The organism is Pseudarthrobacter sp. SSS035 (assembly GCF_023273875.1).
Lineage (GTDB): Bacteria > Actinomycetota > Actinomycetes > Actinomycetales > Micrococcaceae > Arthrobacter.
This window is the reverse complement of sequence record NZ_CP096882.1, coordinates 1,207,381-1,224,452: the sequence shown is the minus strand read 5'-3', so window position 1 is coordinate 1,224,452 and position 17,072 is coordinate 1,207,381. Positions and strand designations below refer to the sequence as shown.

The following is a 17,072-nucleotide window of genomic DNA, read 5'->3' as shown; positions in this document are numbered from 1 at the left end:
CGTGGCTCACAGTATCCAGCGCAGTGTACGAGCCAAGTCCGAACCCTCGAAAGACAGTTTCCATGGCTAACACTGCAATGAACTCCTCAACCGACCTTGCCTCTGAACTGAGGGCCGACGTCCGGCGCGTCTCCACGCTGCTGGGTGAGTCCCTGGTCCGCCAGCACGGCCCCGAACTCCTTGCCCTGGTGGAGCAGGTCCGCCTCCTCACCAAGGAGTCCAAGGAAGCCGCACGCGGCGGTGCCGATGCCACCGGACCATGGAGCGCGCACGACGTCGTCGAACAGGTCCGCGAACTGCTCGGCTCCCTGCCGATCGAGCAGGCCACCGACCTGGTGCGTGCGTTCGCGTTCTACTTCCACCTTGCCAACGCGGCCGAGCAGGTCCATCGGGTCCGCGGCCTGCGGACCCGGCAGGAGAAGGACGGGTGGCTGGCCAAGGCCGTCACCGAAATCGCCGCTAAGGCGGGGCCCGAAGTCCTGCAGGAAGTGGTCAACGGGCTGGACGTCCGCCCCATCTTCACCGCCCACCCCACCGAAGCCTCGCGCCGTTCCGTGCTGGACAAGATCCGCAAGCTCTCCGATGTCCTGGCCGAGCCCACGAAAGAAGGCACCACCGCGCGCCGCCGCCAGGACCGCCAGCTTTCGGAGGTCATCGACCAGATGTGGCAGACCGACGAACTGCGCCAGGTACGCCCCACCCCTGTGGACGAGGCCCGCAACGCGATCTACTACCTCGGCGGCATCCTGACGGACGCCATGCCCGAGATGCTCTCGGATTTCTCGGAACTGCTCGGCGAGCACGGGGTCAGCCTTTCGTCCCAGGACGCACCCATCCGGTTTGGGTCCTGGATCGGCGGCGACCGGGACGGCAATCCCAACGTCACTGCGGCGGTCACCCGGGAAATTCTGCAGATCCAGAACCAGCACGCCGTCCGCATCAGCATCGCGATGATGGACGAGCTGATCTCCATCCTGTCCAACTCCACCGCCTTGTCCGGCGCGGACCAGACCCTGCTGGACTCCATCGACGCGGACCTGAAGAAGCTGCCGGGCCTGGACCGGCGTGTCCTGGAGCTCAACGCCCAGGAGCCGTACCGCCTGAAGCTCACGTGCATCAAGGCCAAGCTCATCAACACGGGCAAGCGGGTTGCCGCGGACTCCACCCATGAGCACGGCCGTGACTACAGCTCCACCGAGGAACTCCTCAACGACCTCGAACTGCTGGAGCTGTCCCTCCGCAACCACTCCGCGTCGCTCGCTGCCGACGGCGCCCTGGCCCGTGTCCGCCGCGCCGTCGCGTCCTTCGGCCTGCACCTGGCCACCCTGGACATCCGTGAGCACGCCGACCACCACCACGACGCCGTTGGCCAGCTGATGGACCGGCTGGGCGGCCCCGGCATCCGCTATGCCGAACTGAGCCGCGAGGAACGCTTCGAGGTGCTCGGCTTGGAGCTCGCCTCACGCCGGCCGCTGTCCGGTCACCCGATTAAGCTCGACGGCGTCGCTGACGGCACGTACGACGTCTTCCGTGAGATCCGCCGTGCCCTGCGCACGTACGGTCCGGACGTCATCGAGACCTACATCATTTCCATGACCCGCGGCGCGGACGACGTCCTGGCCGCGGCCGTGCTGGCCCGCGAGGCAGGCCTGATCAACCTGTTCGGCGACGCCCCCTACGCCAAGATCGGGTTCGCGCCCTTGCTGGAGACCGTGGAGGAACTGCGTGCCTCGGCGGAGATCGTGGACCAGCTGCTGTCTGTTCCGTCCTACCGCGACTTGGTCCGGTTGCGCGGCGACGTCCAGGAAATCATGCTGGGCTACTCGGACTCCAACAAGGAATCCGGCGTGATGACAAGCCAGTGGGAGATCCACAAGACCCAGCGCAACCTGCGCGACGTTGCGGCCAAGCATGGCGTCCGTGTCCGGTTGTTCCACGGCCGCGGCGGTTCCGTGGGCCGCGGCGGCGGACCCACCTACGACGCCATCATGGCCCAGCCCAACGGCGTGCTGGAAGGCGAGATTAAGTTCACTGAGCAGGGCGAGGTCATCTCGGACAAGTACTCGCTGCCGGAGCTGGCCCGGGAAAACCTGGAGCTGTCCCTCGCGGCAGTGCTCCAGGGCTCGGCCCTGCACAGGGATCCGCGCACGTCGGACGACCAGCGCGAACGGTACGGGCACGTTATGGAAATCATCTCCGACGGCGCCTTCGACCGGTACCGGAATCTGATCGACCATCCTGACCTGCCCGCGTACTTCCTGGCCTCCACACCGGTGGAGCAGTTGGGCTCGCTGAACATCGGCTCACGCCCGTCCAAACGCCCGGATTCCGGGGCGGGGCTTGGCGGCCTGCGTGCCATCCCCTGGGTGTTCGGCTGGACCCAGTCCCGGCAGATCGTCCCGGGCTGGTTCGGTGTGGGCTCGGGCCTGAAGGCTGCCCGCGAGGCCGGAAACTCCGCGCAGCTGGTGGAGATGATGGAGAACTGGCACTTCTTCCGGTCGGTCATCTCCAACGTGGAGATGACGCTGGCCAAGACGGACATGGACATCGCCGGGTACTACGTGGCCACCCTGGTTCCCGAGGACCTGCACCACATTTTCCGGGCCATCCGTGAAGAGTACGAACTCACGGTCACCGAGATCCAGAACCTGACGGGCGAGAACGTGCTCCTGGACGCGCAGCCGACGCTCAAGCGGTCGCTGGAGATCCGGGACCAGTACCTGGACCCCATCAGCTACCTGCAGGTGGAGTTGCTTCGCCGCGTGCGGGCTGCCCAGAACGCCGAAAGCGGGAGCATCAGCGGAGCCGAGATCGACGAACGCCTCCAGCGGGCCATGCTGATCACGGTCAACGGGGTGGCGGCCGGCCTGCGCAACACGGGCTAACCCCACCCCCTCGGACGCTCACTCACTCGCCGCCGTAGTGCACTACTACGCTCCGGCGGGTGTTGCGGCCGTCGGCGTATGCCATTGTGCTGACGCCCACGCCGTACAGAGCAGTGAGTTCCTTCTCGCTCAGGAGCTGCAAAGCATCACCGGTCCGCGGTCCGCTGGCAGTGAGCAGAACGGCCCGGTCGGCAAGATACAGGGCGTGGTCCGGATGGTGCGTGCTAAGGAGCACCGCCATGCCGTCCGTCATGAGTTCGCGCAGCAGCCGCAGGACGCGGACCTGGTTCTTCAGGTCCAGGCCGGTGGCGGGCTCGTCCAGCACCAGGACGGGGCAGCCGGCGGCGATGGCACGGGCGATCAGGACAAGCTGTTGCTCGCCGCCGCTGAGGGTGGGGAAGAACCTGCTGCTGAGGCCGGCGATGCCCACCCTGTCCATGGCCTCCAGGGAAGCAGCCCGGTCCGCGGCGCCGGGCGACCGGAAGAGACCGATCTGCCGGGCTCGTCCCATCAGCACCATATCGAGGGCCCGGTAGGCGAAGGTACTGCCATGGGCCTGCGGGACGTAGCCGGCCCTGGCCGCCCGGGTGACGCTTCCCTCCACGGGGTTCAGCAGCCCGGCGGCGCAGCGCACCAGCGTGGTCTTGCCGCTGCCGTTGGGACCCAGGACTGCGGTGGCGGTTCCCGGCAGGACCTGGAAGCTGACGTCCCGGAAGACCCAGCCCGCCCGGCCGTAGCCGAAGCCCACACCGTTGAGCTCAAGCACTTTCCCAGATCCTGTCCCGGTTCCGGCGCAGCAGCACAAAAAACACGGGCGCGCCGATCAGCGCCGTCAGCACACCGAGCGGGATCTCGCCCGCCGTCGCGGTGCGTGCCACGGTGTCCACGAGCATGATGTACGCGCCGCCCAGGAGGAAGGACACCGGCAGCAGGACCCGATGGTCCGGTCCCACCCACATCCTTGCCAGGTGCGGGACCACCAGGCCCACCCAGCTGACTGCTCCGCTGACGGCAACCGCCCCGGCCACGATCAGTGCCACCGAAACGAGGACCACCCACCGCAGCGGCCGCGGCCGGATCCCCAGCGCGGCGGCGTCGTCGTCGCCCAGCGAGAGCACGTTGATGCGCCACCGCAATGCCAGGAGCACCAAGGCGCCCCCGACCACGGGAATCAGCGCCACTCCCACCTTGGCGAAGGTGGCGGTGGCTACGCTCCCCAGAAGCCAGAACACGATGGCCGGCAACGTGGTGTTGGGATCCGCGATGTAGGTGACCAGGGCTACCAGCGCGGAGAAGAACGATCCCGTGACCACGCCGCCCAGCACGATCATCAGCAGGGGAGTCCCGCCGCGCCCCGAGGTGATGAGGAACAGCATGGCCAGGGCAACCAGTCCGAAAGTGAAGGAACTGGTGATCAGCGCGAACGTCCCCAGCCCCAGGAGTATGGCCAGCGAGCCGCCGAAGGATGCGCCCGCGGAAACACCGATGATGTCCGGGCTGACCAGCGGATTGTGGAAGATGGCCTGCAGCGCGGCGCCGCCGATCGCCAGTCCGCCGCCCACCAGCAGCGCCAGCAGCACGCGCGGCAACCTGACCAGGAGCACCACATTCTCCTCCGTGGCGGTGGCCTCGGAGGGGATCGGGACAACTTGCCCCACCAGGATCTGCACCACGTGCCAGAGCGGAACGTTGTAGCGGCCCACGGCCAGGGCCACCAAGGTCACGGCGACCAGGAACATGGTGCTGATGGCGATGGGCTTCAGGGCCGATGGTCCAGGCGGCCCGTCCCGCGCACGGTCCCGGTCGTCGTAAGACCCGGCGGATTCGGTGTCCGGCTCTCCGGGCGCACGGGCGCGGCTGGCCTCAAGCCGTTCGTCGCTGGCGTCATGCAGCATTGAACTGCCGGTAGTGGTCAGAGTCGGCGTTGGCCGCAGTCCACAGGACCTTGTCCAGTTCCGCCGCCGTCGGCTTGTGGCTGTACAGGAAATCGAAGTACTCGGTGACTTTGTTCCGGAGAAGGGAGCGCTGCTGCGGGAAGGCGATGTCGCTGAGCCAGTGCCACATCAGCGGTGATTCCTGCCCGGGGGGATCCCACCGGTATCCACCCAGCGGCACCTTGTACACGCGCCGGTTCTTTACCGCGGACACGGTCTGCCAGACGGGGTCGGAGTAGAGATCCTGGGGCATAGCGGCGTCGAAATTTCCCAGCAGGATGATCTCGGGATCCCACCGCAGCACCTGCTCCACGTCCAGGCCCACCATCCCCGAGCCCTGCAGCGGGTCAGGCCCGGTGGCGGGATTTGTGCCGCCCACAAGCTTGATGTAGAAATCGTTGTAGCTATTGGCGGCAGCCACCTTCAGGCCGCCGGTGAACCGGTTGAAGTACAGGATGCTGGGCCCGGCGGAATTGCGGCCGGCCGCCAGCTTCTTGACGGCGGCAAGTTCCAGGTCGCTGCGGGTCTTGATATCCGCGGCGCGTTCGGGCTTCCCCAGCATCGCGGCGAACATGGCCACCCACGCATCTACGTCCTCCTGCTTGCCGTTGTTGGTCAGCCCGATGACGTTCAGGCCGGCCTTTTCCAGCGGGTCGATGAGCTGGGCGTCGGACCACTGGATCACCACGTCCGGGTCCAGGGCCCGCACGCTCTCCACGTTGGCCGTGAAGTCCTGGGTGGCGATCTCGTGCGGCAGCTCCAGGGCCTTGGGAAAGATGGTGCCCATGATGCCGTCGCGCATGGCCACCCAAGAGGCGTTGTGCATGGCGGCGAGATGGTCAGCCGTGCGGTCCACCGCCACCAGCAGAGACGCCGCCGGCATGGGGATGGTCACCACCCGGGTCACGGGCCGGGCGAAGGTAAGGGTTTTGCCGCGCTGATCGGTGATGCTGATCGCGCCGCTGCCACCGTTCCCGCCGTTCGTTGCAGGGCCCGACGACGGCGGGGAACCAGCGGTGCCGGCGCATCCGGCCAGCAGGGCGGCAGAGCCTCCCGCCACCAGAAGTTGAAGGGCAGCGCGGCGGTTCAGATCAGTGGTTGCCATGGTGCGTGACCCCTGCTTTCGGTTGGCGCAGCGTCCGTACGTGGGCGGAGGCTGCCGATGGATTCTTGTGGTTCCGCGGCCGCTAACCCACTCTTGTCCGGGGCCGACTGCGGTGCTACGTTCAAAAGACCTGCGGAGAAGGTGGCCACGCCATGGTTGTCGATGGTGCCCAGTTGTTTGTCCGGTACGCGTACCCGCCCAATTCCCGAGGCAGTTGCGGCCCTCCCGACAGTGACGCCCTCCTGCACTACGGCCAGTCCGGAGTCACGGACCAAGGCCTGCGGGAACTCGCGAAGGGCTTTGCCGGCGCCTTTCCCTACCTGGAACTGATTGCCGGTTCCCACGGCATCCACGATCCGCTCGACGCCCGCGTGGTGGAGGCGTACTGGGTGGGCAACAGCCTCCTGGACACCGTGGGCATCAGCACCATGGGCAACTCGATGGAAGACCGGTTCCGGGCACGCACCGGCCGGCAGTTTCCGCACCTCGTGGAAGGCGTCCTCGCCGGCGGCGTCCCGCACCACAGCTTCCACGTCTTCGAAATCTATCCCTGGCTGGGCCTGCTGCGAGATGACCGCCGGTATGCCACCGCACTGAACGTCCTGGACCGCTGCCGGATCCGGTGGGGTGAGGTCCTCGCCATCACCGGGGACGAAGCCGTGGTGAAATCGCGGCCCCTGACCTGGGATGGCATATCCCTGGCGGTGGGGGAGCCCGTGGTGGAGACCGCCAAGTATGCCGTGAACGGAACCGGCTTCATTGCCGGGCTGGCGGCCGGTGACGTGGTTTCGCTCCACTGGGACTGGGTCTGTGACCGGCTGACACCCCACCAGCTGCAGCAACTCAAGCTCTTCACCGGCAGGCACCTCAAGATCGCCAACAGCGGCGTGGAGCATCGCGGCGCCGCCATCGCCCTCGAACGCTAAGTCGCCTTCGAACGATAAAGAGCGGCGCTCTGGACGCCGGCCCATCCGCCTAACCGCCTTGGCTGTCGTCGCCGGGTTGCCGTGGCTGGCCCATCAGTTCCAGGCCGCTCATGGCCCGTTCGGCGCCCGCAGGATCCACCCGCTCGAGCGCGAAGCCCATGTGGATCAGGACCCAGCTGCCCGGAGGCAGTGGTCCTTCGTCCAGGAGTCCGATGTTGATCTTGCGCTGTACGCCGGCCACGTCCACCAGGGCCAGCTGGTCGCCGTAGCCGTCGATCGGGCCGATGACCTGGCCGGGGATTCCGAGGCACATGGTTGGTCCGCCTTAGGTCTGCTTGGGGGGCTGCTGGGAGGTGTGCTGGGTGAGGAGATCGACGACGGCGACCATCGCCGCCGGGACGGCGGCGGACACGGACGGTGTCAGGCCGATGCCCTCGGTGACGTCGGCCGGAACGCAGCCCACCACGTAGGTCACGGGGACTTCGCCGCCCAGCGATCGGAGCTTCCCCAGGACGGCTGCAGGGTCCATGCCGTGCGGGTCCAGGGCGGCGCCGGCGTCGAGATCCTCGCTGCGGATCCGGAGCACGCGGAGGTTGCCGGGGGCCCCGTCTTGCTCGGTCCGCTCGGGCGGGACGGCATCCACGAGGATCAGCAGGTCCACTCCGGTCAGGAGGTCGTACGCCAGGTGCATGCCGCGGATGCCGTAGTCAGCCACCTCGACGCCGGGCGGCAGTCCCCCCTCCGACGCCAGCCGGCGGGCGACTTCCGGGCCGAAGCCGTCGTCGCGCATGAACATGTTGCCCACGCCGGCCACCAGCACAGTCATTCCGGGCTCACATGCGCCGCGCTTTTAGGTAGCGCTGGACATCCGGGACCGAGCGGATCCCCACGTACACGGCGCCGAGTGCCAACGCCGCCAGCAACGCTACGGTGGCCATTCCTATGATTCTCATGGCGGGCTTTCCTTTCCATCCTGCCCCAGGGGTTCGAGCTCTTCCGGTGAGTAATAGAAGGACCGGCCGTAGCCCTCGTGGAGGTCCGCGGCGGGGTCCTGGTCGAGGACCAGGCCCACATGGGTGCTGCCGTCAACATCGAAGTGGACGTTGGTGACGCGTCCCGTCTGCCCCGCGAAGAACAGGTCCTGGGCATCGGCGCGCCGGCTTGGATTCACCCTGACCCTGCTGCCCCGGGCCACCGGAACCCCGTTGATCAGGACGGCATCCAGGTGCGGCTGGACCAGGGCTTCGGCTTCGGGTGTCCACCACGCGGCTTCCTCTCCGGGGCGTCCGGATTGGAGTTCCCCAACGCGGGGGACCTCGTCCAACGCGGCATCCAATTCAGCCCCGTCCATGGCACGCGGGTTGCGCAGGATGCCGTGCAGCTGCTGCAGCTCCGCCGGGGACATGGCCTCGCACCGGTCGATGATGGCTGCGGCCCGTGGATCCGTGGCGCGGGCTTCGGCCTTCTCCTCCTCGGTGAGGGTCAGCACGCGCAGTGTGAGGATCTCGTCGATTTCGGTGGAGTCGTACAGCGCCACCGAACTTTCCTGGGCCACCGCCGGATGGTCGTAGAGGATGATCGGGGATACCAGCAGCACGTCCGACTGCCCGTCCGGACCGGCCAGGACGGGCCAGCACCGGTGCTGCGTGCAGGTGGCCGCAGCGGCCTGGGCGCTCGGTGGCGGCTCAAGCAGGGAAACAAAGTCCGCGTCTTGGAGGCTCAGCAGCAGGTGCGTGCCGATGAAGGATTCCGCGATGGCGTGCTGTCTGGTCCAGCTATCCGTCCAGCCATTCGCAGCCCCATTGGCGGCCCCGACGCGCAGCCTGACCAGTGGCCCGCCGGCAGGCGAAGCTGCCAGCCTCACCTCACCCTGCAGCGGACGACGACGGCGGACCAGTCTCCCAGCCAGCCGCCCCGAGGCGTCACGGAGTTCCTCGATGTCCTCGCCGCCGGGCACCTCCACGGGCAGAACGGTCCCAGGCTCGCTGAGCCCTGCGACGGGGAACGGTCCCAGCGTGACTTCCCGTTCGGCTGCCTCGTCCCAGCTCAGCCAGCGGGAGGCGCCGACCGTAAGTTCATCAACCGCCGTGAACCCGCCGTCGTCGTCCATTTTCTCGGCGGACCGGCTCTGGAGCTGCAGGAAGCGCAGATGGATTTCGATGGCGGCGTGCTGGCCCGGGGTGAGCAGGCAGTCCGCGAACATATCCGGTTCCTCGCCGGTGCCGGCCGCGGCAGCGCCTGGCGGGCCGAGGATGCCGAACTGCCAGCGGGCCTGGTTCTTCTGCGAGGACGCGCGGTACGGGTAGAGCAGGTAGCCCTCGTAAAGGACGGCATCGGCCACGGCGCGGGCCAGGCTCAGGCTCATGTTCATGGCAGAGCGTCTCCTGACAGGGCTGGCTGGGACGCCGCTGCCCGGGCTGCCGCCGCCGGGACTGCCGCCGCCGGGACTGCCGCTGCCCGGGATACCGCGGCGGGGGACACAGCTGCGGCGTCCGCCAGCAGGCTCTCCACCGTGGCGTCCCACGACGTCAGGCCGCGGGCCGCCTTGTAGTGCGACAGGGCGGCCAGTACGTCCCGGTCCAGGCGGAGCCAACCGGTGTTGGGGAAGTACTGGTCCATCAGCCGGCGCCAGGCGTCCACGGGAAGCCGGTACGGAGCTTCGAGGTCCCAGGGCACCTGTTCCACGCCGAAGCCGGCCTCGCCCCGGGTAAAGACCGTGCCGGAGAACAGCAGCTCCAGCGGGACAATTCCGTCACGCAGGGACTGCAGGTATTTGGCCGCGGACACGTCGAAATCAAAGGTGCAGGGCAGCGGCAGCCGCACCTCGGTTTCCCCGGTGAAGCCCTGGACCATGGTGCTGCATTGCAGCCAGAGGAAGGACTTCAGCGTGGTGGGCCACCGCCTGCGCTCGCCGAAGAGGTCCAGCAGGCCGGCCTCTTCACCAGGCGAGTAGCCGCGGCGCTGGGGCAGGATCCGGACCTGGCAGCGCAGGGCGATCGCGTGCACAGCGGCGCCGGTGGACTCGGTCACCCGCAAGGTCGCCGTGAGCTGGGGTGCCGCCGCGTACGGTTCGGGCTGGATGTCCAGGACCTCGAACGCCAGCGCAATCACTGCGGGCCTCCGGACGCTGACTTGCGCGTGGTTTCGTGGACCGGCTTGCTGCGGCCGCTGACCTTGTCGAAGAACGCGGTGAGCTGGTTGCGGGCCTCCTGGCCGCCGTCGAACCCCCGCCACAGCCGCCGCAGGTGGCCTACCAGTTCATAGCAGGCGTCCACGGGGACCAAGTGGCAATCGGCCTCGGGACGGTCGTTGCCTGGTCCACGGATCAGGAGCGCCTCGGTGTCCGGAGCTGCAAGGGACAGGGCGGGATTCTGCACCATAACGGCATCCCACGCGTCCAGGGGCAGCTCGGATTCGGTGGCGCCGGCGGGGCCGGGATAAAACGCAACCGTCCGCTCCATCCTGGAACTGCGGAAGAAGAATGCCAGTCCCACGGGTATCTCCAGCTCGTCCCATTGGCCGGGGCCAAGCTCAAAATCGGGGAAGGACAGGTACCGGTCCGGCACCGAGCGGTACCGGAGGTGGGCGTTGCTGTCCGTGAAAAGCAGGTAGCACGGCCGGCACGTGCACATCATGGCGTGGCTGTCCAGGTCCACCACGTGCTGGTGTTCGGCCGCGATGGGCTCCCCGCACATTTCGCAGCGCTCGCCGGCGGGCGCCGCCGGCCGTGCGGCGGCGATCCGGCGCAGCAGCGCAACGGGCAGGCCGGGCCCCTCCACGTCAGCCGCCCTTTCCGGCCGCAACCGGCACGGCCACGGACATCACGCCGCTCCGCACGAGCAGCGGGAGCGGGTCCAGGTGCAGGCTCCGGTCTTCAAGGCAGGAGCCGGCCTGGCGGACGTCGAAGTGTGCGCGGCACGTGGGGCAGCGGAGCAGACCGCCGCCGGTGGGGGCGGCGAGGGCGCGCTGCAGGGCGGCGCCCGCCATGGACCCGTCGCAGCGCGGGCAGTGGTCCCGGTAGGCGTAGACGTCCTGCCCGGTCCGGCAGGCCAGCAGCGAATAGCCGCCCACCTGGAACCCGGCCACCTCGCCGGGTTCCAGGTCGGCCACGCCGGGGACCGGCTCCCAAGACCCTTCCGGCTGGTCTCTGCTGTCCAGCCGGACCAGCAGGGAGTCCAGGGGGATGAAGGCAGGGGTGGCGGCGTGCTTTTCCGCTTCCACCACTTCGATGGCCGTCACCTCCGGGGCCGCTGTTTCAATCGCCTCTTCGACGGCGAACTTCAAGGTGACGGACGACGACGGGCAGCCCTGGCAGGTGCCGAGGAGCTTCAACCGCACCACGCCCTCCGGGCTGATGCCCAGCAGTTCCACGTCCCCGCCGTGGGAGCCCAGGTACGGCCGGACGCTGTCCAGGGCGCCGGCCACCCTCGTCTCCATCGACTCGGGATGCAGGCCGTGGATGATCAGCAGACCGGACACCAGCTCGTCGGAGGCGAGCGCCGCCAGCGTCCCGTCGTCGAGCTTTCCCTGCTCATCGAGGATTTCCAGGATGCGTTCCAGCCCCGAGCCGTACATGTCGGTGACCTGGCGTACCAGGTCTTCGGCACGGCCGCGGGCCACCGCCCCGCCGGCGCCGAGGGCGTCGAGGAGCGTGCCGATCCGTTCGCCGGGCTGCAGTTCGCCGGTCTGCAGCGGCCGGTCCGCGCCGGGCATGGCAGGTTACTCGCCGGTTAGGGTCTGGGTGGGTGAGTGCAGCATTTCCAGGGTCTGGCCGTTGCCCAGATACATGTGGACACCGCACGGCAGGCACGGGTCGAAGCTCCGGACAGTCCGCATGATGTCGATCCCCTTGAAGTGCTCGCGGTCGTTCTCTTCGAAGATCGGCTGGCCCTGCACCGCATCCTCGTAGGGGCCGGGGGTCCCGGACGAGTCTGTGGGGCTGGCGTTCCAGGGTGTCGGAGGGTACGGGTGGTAGTTGGCGATCTTGCCGTCCCGGATCACCATGTGGTGCGACAGGACGCCGCGGACCGCTTCGGTGAAGCCGCAGCCGATGGCCTCGTCCGGAACGGTGAACGACTCCCAGGTCTTGGTCCGGCCGGCCCGGATTTCCTCCAGCGCCTTCTCGGCGAAGTGCAGCGCCGCCGCAGCCGCATAGGCCTGGAAGTACGTACGGGCGCGGTTGCGTTCCAGGGTGTTGCTCCACTGCGGGATGTTCCATTCAAAGGAAACAGGACCTTTGAGGGCGGTCTTGGGGAGGTTGATCTGGACGCTCTTGCCGGTTGCCTTGATGTAGCCGATGTCCACCAGCCCGGCCAGTGACGTGGCCCAGAGCCGCGCCAGCGGGCCGCCGCCGGTGTCCAGCGCCAGGTTGTTCTCGCCGTCGAACCAGCGCGGGGACATCACCCAGCTGTACTTCTCCTTCAGGTCCCTCTTCTGCGGCCGCGGATTGGTGTGCTGGTTCCAGGGATGGCGGCGGTCCACCGGGTTGCCCAGCGGATCGCGGGTCACAAACATCTCCTGGTCTTCCCAGTCCTCGTAGTAGGAGGAACCCAGCATGATCCGGATGCCCAGGTTGATGCGGACCAGGTCCGTGGTGACGAGCTTGCCGTCCACCACCACGCCCGGGGTGACGAACATCTTCCGGCCCCACTGGGTCATGTCCTTGTACTCGAAGTTGCAGTAGTCAGGGTCCTGGAGGGAACCCCAGCAGCCAAGCAGGGTCCGGCGCAGGCCTACCTGTTCGTAGCCAGGGAGCGCCTCGTAGAAGAAATCGAAGAGGTCGTCATGCATCGGCACGACCTTCTTCATGAACTCCACGTACCGCATGAGCCGGGTGATGTAGTCCGTCATGAGCTGGATGGTAGCCACGGTCCCCACGCCGCCGGGGTAGAGCGTGGACGGGTGCACGTGGCGGCCTTCCATCAGGCAGAACATCTCGCGGGTGGCCCGGCTGACCTGCAGGGCCTCGCGGTAGAACTCGCCAGTGAACGGATTCAGCGAGCGCATGATGTCCGCGATGGTTCGGTAGCCGTGGTCGCCTTCATGCGGGGCCCGGGTATTTTCTGCCTTGGCCAGGACGCCGGGGTTGGTCTCGGAGACCATCCTTTCGCAGTAGTCCACGCCCACCAGGTTTTCCTGGAAGATGTTGTGATCAAACATGTACTCGGCGGCCTCGCCCAGGTTGACGATCCATTCGCCCAGGTTCGGTGGCTTCACGCCGTAGGCCATGTTCTGCGTGTAGCAGGAACAGGTGGCGTGGTTGTCGCCGCAGATTCCGCAGATGCGGCTGGTGATGAAGTGGGCGTCCCGCGGGTCCTTGCCCTTCATAAAGATGGAGTATCCGCGGAAGATCGAGGACGTGCTCTTGCACTCCACCACCTGGTTGTTCGCAAAATCGATTTTGGTATAGATGCCCAGGCTGCCCACAATCCTGGTGATGGGATCCCAGGCCATCTCCACCAGGTTGCTGTTGTCCGTCCCGCTCCCGGACGGCATAGGAATCGTTGAAGTCATGTTCTTCACCTGTCTGGAAAGAGGGGATTACCACGTGCGCCGTGCGCCGGTCAGCAGTTCGGTGCCGGGCCGGCGCCACTTGGGCTCCTGGTCCAGCGTGTGGGTCGTGATGCCGCGCAGCGCCCTGATGGCGGCGCCGTAAGGGCGGATGGTGCTGGTTGAGAGCTTGCCGCCGGGTGGCTCGTCCATAAACGGCATGAACTTGTCCGGGAAGCCCGGCATGGTGCAGCCGATGCAGATGCCGCCAACGTTGGGGCAGCCGCCGATCCCGTTCATCCAGCCGCGCTTGGGCACGTTGCACTTGACCACCGGGCCCCAGCATCCGAGCTTGACGATGCACTTGGGGGAGCCGTACTCGGTGGCGAAGTCTCCCTGCTCGTAATAGCCTGCCCGGTCACAGCCTTCATGGACCGTCTTGCCGAACAGCCAGGTGGGCCGCAGCGCATCATCCAGCGGGATCATCGGGGCCTGTCCGGTGGCCTGGTACAGCAGGTAGGTCATGGTTTCGGAGAGGTTGTCCGGCTGGATGGGGCACCCGGGCACGCAGACGATCGGAATGCCGGCCTTGGACTTCCAGTCATAGCCCAGGTAGTCGGGGACGCCCATGGCGCCGGTGGGGTTTCCCGCCATTGCATGGATGCCGCCGTACGTTGCGCACGTGCCTGCGGCGATGATGGCCGTGGCCTTGGGTGCCAGCCGGTCCAGCCACTCGCTTGTGGTGATCGGCTGGCCGGTAGCCAGATCGTTGCCGAAGCCGCACCAGTAGCCGCCGGGATCATGGAGTTTCTCGTTGGGGATGGAGCCCTCCACCACGAGTACGAACGGCTCCAGCTCGCCGCGGTCCGCCTTGCGGAACCACTCGAGGAAGTCGTCCGCGCCTTCCTGGGGGCCGCATTCGAAATCGATCAGGGGCCAGTGCATGGCAATGCGGGGCAGGCCGGGCAGGGCACCGAGCGCGATCTCCTCCACGCTGGGCTGGGTAGCCGCTGTCAGGGCGACGGAATCGCCGTCGCAGCTCAGCCCTGCGTTGATCCAGAGCACGTGAATCAGGGTTTCTTCGGCCCTGAGGGAAGTTTCGGTAGGCATCGGTGCCTCTTTCCGCGGCCCGTGAGGGGGCTCAGTGTGCGTCTGTCAGGGACTCTTCGAGAGGCCCTGCCAAAGACCCTGCGCGGGTCTCTGTCCGGGAGGGGCGGCCGTCCAGCCAGTCATACCAGGCGGCAAGGCCGTCGCCGGTAGTGGCCGAGAGGACCAGGAATTGCGCGTGGGCATTCAGGCGACGGATGCGGCGAACGCAGGCGTCGACGTCGAACTCGACGTAGGGGAGCAGGTCCGACTTGTTGATGATCACCAGGTCAGCTGCCATGAACATGTGCGGGTATTTCTGCGGTTTGTCATCACCTTCCGTTACTGAGACAACTACTACTTTCGCTGCTTCGCCCAGATCAAACAGGGCCGGGCAGACGAGGTTTCCCACGTTCTCGATAAAAACGGTGGAACCCATCTGGGGATCGAGCGCGTCGAGTCCGCGGCGGAGCATATCGGCGTCCAGGTGGCAGCCCGCTCCCGTATTGATCTGCACCACGGGCCGGCCGGCTTTGCGGATGCGTTCGGCGTCGAGGGAGGTTTCCTGGTCCCCCTCGATGACGCCGGCCTGCAGCCGGTCTCCCAATTCCGTGAGTGTCCGCACCAGGAGCGTGGTCTTCCCGGCGCCGGGGGAGCTCATCATGTTCAGCGCCCGGACCTTCCGTCCGGCGAGCCAGCCGCGGTTACGTTCGGCGAGGAGGTCGTTCTTGGCCAGCAGGTTCTGCTCCAGGGGGATGAGTTCCGGCCCGTGCATCTGACCGTCGGTGCGGGGCTGGGCGTGGTCATGCGGGTGGGAGTGCGTGTGGTCGTGGGAATGGTCGTGGTCATGGCTGTGCGTGTGCCCGTCATGCGTGTGCACGTGTCCAGGTTCGTGGGAATGCTCATACGCTTGTGCACCCGGCACCTCAAGGGAGTACACCCGGGGGGTGGCGTCCTCGCCGCAGCCGCACGTTGCGCACATTTCGCTACGCCACTTCCACCGAAACGAGGTTGAGTTCCCGCCCGCTGAGCACTGCGACGTCGGCGCTGCCGCAGGGACACAGCAGGAAAATATCGGTCATCGCGAAGTCGGCACCGCACTCGCGGCAATGCCCACGGGCCTGCGGCTCGTCGATCTGCAGCCTCGCCCCTGCCAGGGTGGTGCCCGCTGAAACCACGTCAAAACAGAAACGGAGGGCGTCCGGAAGCACACCTGACAGCGGCCCTATCCGAAGGTTGACGCCCGTGACTGCCTGGCCGCCGGTCCTGTCCAAAACCGCGTTAATGAGGCTTTGTGCGATCGAGAGTTCGTGCATGGGTACTGCCCCCTCCCTGCCAAGATAGGCTCGTCGAGGCCATAAATCAACCTAATATTTGACAGCTGCGAAGTCATCGGGTAGAGGCGTATAGTCATCCCAGTATTCTGCAATGACGCGGAAGCCGGAGGCTCAACAATGCAGCAACCGGAAGCTGGAGGCAACACGCCGATGCAGCCCAGGACCGGACGGTTCGGGAACGCGCTGACCGGCCGGGAACGGGCATCGATCGGTGGAATGGCGGCCGTTGTGTTGCTCCTGCATGCCGTGGGCTGGGGCGTGCTGCTGGCTGTTGTGGCAGCGGAAAACCTTCCGGCAGGCTCCTCCGGCGTTTTCGGAGTTGGCCTCGGCGTTGCCGCCTATACTCTGGGTCTCCGCCACGCGTTCGATGCGGACCACATCGCCGCCATCGACAACACCACCCGGAAACTCGCAGGCGACGGACACTCTCGCGGCGGGCAGCCAGGCAGTCCGCAGCCAGGCAACCGGCACCGGCCCATGACCGTGGGCTTCTGGTTCTCCCTGGGCCACTCGAGCATTGTCTTTGGCCTGTGCGCTTTGCTGGCGGCTGGAATCCGGAGCATGTCGGACCAGGGCGGGGTGGTTTCGGGCGAAACCGAGGCGGGCCTGCAGATCTTCGGGACGGCAGTCTCGGGCGTTTTTCTGTACCTCATCGGCGTCCTGAACCTGGTCATCCTCCTGGAGGTGCTCCGGTCGGCGCGGCGGCTGCGGTCCAGCCAGGACAACGGCGCCGGACTGGAAAACCAGCCGGCCGCCGGTGGCCTGATGACCCGGCTCTTCGGCCGGCTGACCGGACTGATCACCAAGCCCTGGCAGATGTATGGCGTGGGACTGCTGTTCGGGTTGGGGTTCGACACTGCGACGGAGGTGAGCCTGCTGATCCTGGCCGCGGGTGCCGCCGCTTCGGCGCTTCCCTGGTACGCGATCCTCACGCTGCCGGTCCTCTTCGCGGCGGGCATGAGCCTGCTGGACTCGCTCGATGGCTGCTTTATGACGTTCGCCTACCGCTGGGCGCTTTCCAGGCCGGTCCGCAGGATCTACTACAACGTAGTGGTGACCGGACTGTCCGTCGCCGTTGCGCTGGGCGTCGGCTCCGTGCAGCTGATTTCCCTCCTGGTGGACAGCGCGGGGATCCGGTCCGGGCCGCTGGCTGTGATCGGCGGACTCGACCTGGCCGCCGTCGGATACACCACGGTGGCGCTGTTCATCTTCACCTGGCTCCTTGCCCTGGGCGTGTGGCGGTTCGGCCATATCGAAGAGCGCTGGTCCATGCCCGTCCCGGAGGGCGGCCCCGAGTAACTGGACCGGCA

General features: G+C 67.1%; 17 protein-coding genes. 3 read left to right on the top strand and 14 right to left on the bottom strand.

From position 1 onward, the window contains the following. The first annotated feature begins 62 nt into the window (after positions 1–62). Positions 63–2,885: a phosphoenolpyruvate carboxylase gene (gene ppc, locus MUN23_RS05505; RefSeq protein WP_248762869.1), complete on the top strand. Its 2,823-nt coding sequence runs from the start codon at positions 63–65 to the stop codon at positions 2,883–2,885. A 22-nt stretch (positions 2,886–2,907) separates the two neighbouring features. Here the strand turns inward: ppc and MUN23_RS05500 are convergent, their stop codons facing one another. The 3 genes from MUN23_RS05500 to MUN23_RS05490 are packed head-to-tail and all read right to left on the bottom strand — an operon-like array spanning position 2,908 to position 5,924. Further along, positions 2,908–3,651 carry an ABC transporter ATP-binding protein gene (locus MUN23_RS05500; protein WP_248762868.1) on the bottom strand — a complete coding sequence of 248 codons (744 nt, stop codon included), beginning with the start codon at positions 3,649–3,651 and terminating at the stop codon, positions 2,908–2,910. Further along, complete coding sequence (locus MUN23_RS05495) at positions 3,644–4,780, bottom strand: iron ABC transporter permease (protein ID WP_248762866.1); 1,137 nt, start codon at positions 4,778–4,780, stop codon at positions 3,644–3,646. Before MUN23_RS05495 ends, MUN23_RS05500 begins: the two co-directional genes overlap by 8 nt. Beyond that, positions 4,770–5,924 (bottom strand): ABC transporter substrate-binding protein, encoded by a 1,155-nt coding sequence (locus MUN23_RS05490; RefSeq protein WP_248762860.1) that lies wholly within the window; start codon positions 5,922–5,924, stop codon positions 4,770–4,772. Before MUN23_RS05490 ends, MUN23_RS05495 begins: the two co-directional genes overlap by 11 nt. Positions 5,925–6,076: 152 nt before the next feature. On the opposite strand from MUN23_RS05490, the gene MUN23_RS05485 reads away from it, so the two are divergent. Continuing rightward, complete coding sequence (locus tag MUN23_RS05485) at positions 6,077–6,850, top strand: DUF6390 family protein (protein ID WP_248762858.1); 774 nt, start codon at positions 6,077–6,079, stop codon at positions 6,848–6,850. 49 nt (positions 6,851–6,899) lie between these two features. Here the strand turns inward: MUN23_RS05485 and MUN23_RS05480 are convergent, their stop codons facing one another. The 11 genes from MUN23_RS05480 to MUN23_RS05435 form a co-directional block, all read right to left on the bottom strand. Further along, positions 6,900–7,163, bottom strand: coding sequence for a HypC/HybG/HupF family hydrogenase formation chaperone (locus MUN23_RS05480; RefSeq protein ID WP_248762856.1), 264 nt, complete (start codon positions 7,161–7,163; stop codon positions 6,900–6,902). A gap of 12 nt (positions 7,164–7,175) precedes the next feature. Then, entirely contained in the window at positions 7,176–7,676 is a 501-nt protein-coding gene (locus tag MUN23_RS05475) for a hydrogenase maturation protease (protein ID WP_248762854.1), read from the bottom strand. A gap of 7 nt (positions 7,677–7,683) precedes the next feature. Further along, a complete protein-coding gene (locus MUN23_RS23595; RefSeq protein WP_371875982.1) occupies positions 7,684–7,803 on the bottom strand; it encodes a hypothetical protein in 120 nt (39 codons plus the stop codon). Then, positions 7,800–9,221: a hypothetical protein gene (locus tag MUN23_RS05470; protein WP_248762853.1), complete on the bottom strand. Its 1,422-nt coding sequence runs from the start codon at positions 9,219–9,221 to the stop codon at positions 7,800–7,802. Before MUN23_RS05470 ends, MUN23_RS23595 begins: the two co-directional genes overlap by 4 nt. After that, positions 9,218–9,961, bottom strand: coding sequence for a DUF6084 family protein (locus MUN23_RS05465; protein ID WP_248762851.1), 744 nt, complete (start codon positions 9,959–9,961; stop codon positions 9,218–9,220). The genes MUN23_RS05470 and MUN23_RS05465 overlap by 4 nt, the downstream gene beginning before the upstream one ends. Next, positions 9,958–10,629 carry a DUF5947 family protein gene (locus MUN23_RS05460; RefSeq protein ID WP_248762849.1) on the bottom strand — a complete coding sequence of 224 codons (672 nt, stop codon included), beginning with the start codon at positions 10,627–10,629 and terminating at the stop codon, positions 9,958–9,960. Before MUN23_RS05460 ends, MUN23_RS05465 begins: the two co-directional genes overlap by 4 nt. Before the next feature lies 1 nt (position 10,630). Next, the gene (locus MUN23_RS05455; protein WP_248762847.1) at positions 10,631–11,563 is read right to left on the bottom strand and encodes a NifU family protein; all 933 of its coding nucleotides are present in this window, start codon (positions 11,561–11,563) and stop codon (positions 10,631–10,633) included. A gap of 6 nt (positions 11,564–11,569) precedes the next feature. Next, on the bottom strand, positions 11,570–13,363 hold the full coding sequence (locus MUN23_RS05450) for a nickel-dependent hydrogenase large subunit (protein WP_248762845.1): 1,794 nt from the start codon (positions 13,361–13,363) through the stop codon (positions 11,570–11,572). Between the two features lie 27 nt (positions 13,364–13,390). After that, positions 13,391–14,449, bottom strand: coding sequence for a hydrogenase expression protein HypE (locus tag MUN23_RS05445; protein WP_248762843.1), 1,059 nt, complete (start codon positions 14,447–14,449; stop codon positions 13,391–13,393). A 31-nt stretch (positions 14,450–14,480) separates the two neighbouring features. Then, positions 14,481–15,305: a hydrogenase nickel incorporation protein HypB gene (gene hypB / locus MUN23_RS05440; protein ID WP_305886580.1), complete on the bottom strand. Its 825-nt coding sequence runs from the start codon at positions 15,303–15,305 to the stop codon at positions 14,481–14,483. A gap of 106 nt (positions 15,306–15,411) precedes the next feature. Continuing rightward, positions 15,412–15,741: a hydrogenase maturation nickel metallochaperone HypA gene (locus MUN23_RS05435; RefSeq protein ID WP_248762839.1), complete on the bottom strand. Its 330-nt coding sequence runs from the start codon at positions 15,739–15,741 to the stop codon at positions 15,412–15,414. Between the two features lie 138 nt (positions 15,742–15,879). Here MUN23_RS05435 and MUN23_RS05430 point away from each other — a divergent pair, with 138 nt between their 5' ends. After that, positions 15,880–17,061: a HoxN/HupN/NixA family nickel/cobalt transporter gene (locus MUN23_RS05430; protein WP_248762838.1), complete on the top strand. Its 1,182-nt coding sequence runs from the start codon at positions 15,880–15,882 to the stop codon at positions 17,059–17,061. Positions 17,062–17,072: the final 11 nt, after the last annotated feature.

Bases quoted from the DNA above. Each gene is read 5' to 3' on its own strand.
- MUN23_RS05490 (WP_248762860.1), bottom strand. From the start codon at position 5,924: ATGGCAACCACTGATCTGAACCGCCGCGCTGCCCTTCAACTTCTGGTG.
- MUN23_RS05470 (WP_248762853.1), bottom strand. From the start codon at position 9,221: ATGAACATGAGCCTGAGCCTGGCCCGCGCCGTGGCCGATGCCGTCCTT.
- MUN23_RS23595 (WP_371875982.1), bottom strand. From the start codon at position 7,803: ATGAGAATCATAGGAATGGCCACCGTAGCGTTGCTGGCGGCGTTGGCA.
- MUN23_RS05485 (WP_248762858.1), top strand. From the start codon at position 6,077: ATGGTTGTCGATGGTGCCCAGTTGTTTGTCCGGTACGCGTACCCGCCC.
- MUN23_RS05450 (WP_248762845.1), bottom strand. From the start codon at position 13,363: ATGACTTCAACGATTCCTATGCCGTCCGGGAGCGGGACGGACAACAGC.
- MUN23_RS05475 (WP_248762854.1), bottom strand. From the start codon at position 7,676: ATGACTGTGCTGGTGGCCGGCGTGGGCAACATGTTCATGCGCGACGAC.
- MUN23_RS05480 (WP_248762856.1), bottom strand. From the start codon at position 7,163: ATGTGCCTCGGAATCCCCGGCCAGGTCATCGGCCCGATCGACGGCTAC.
- ppc (WP_248762869.1), top strand. From the start codon at position 63: ATGGCTAACACTGCAATGAACTCCTCAACCGACCTTGCCTCTGAACTG.
- MUN23_RS05455 (WP_248762847.1), bottom strand. From the start codon at position 11,563: ATGCCCGGCGCGGACCGGCCGCTGCAGACCGGCGAACTGCAGCCCGGC.
- MUN23_RS05430 (WP_248762838.1), top strand. From the start codon at position 15,880: ATGCAGCAACCGGAAGCTGGAGGCAACACGCCGATGCAGCCCAGGACC.
- MUN23_RS05445 (WP_248762843.1), bottom strand. From the start codon at position 14,449: ATGCCTACCGAAACTTCCCTCAGGGCCGAAGAAACCCTGATTCACGTG.
- MUN23_RS05495 (WP_248762866.1), bottom strand. From the start codon at position 4,780: ATGCTGCATGACGCCAGCGACGAACGGCTTGAGGCCAGCCGCGCCCGT.
- MUN23_RS05435 (WP_248762839.1), bottom strand. From the start codon at position 15,741: ATGCACGAACTCTCGATCGCACAAAGCCTCATTAACGCGGTTTTGGAC.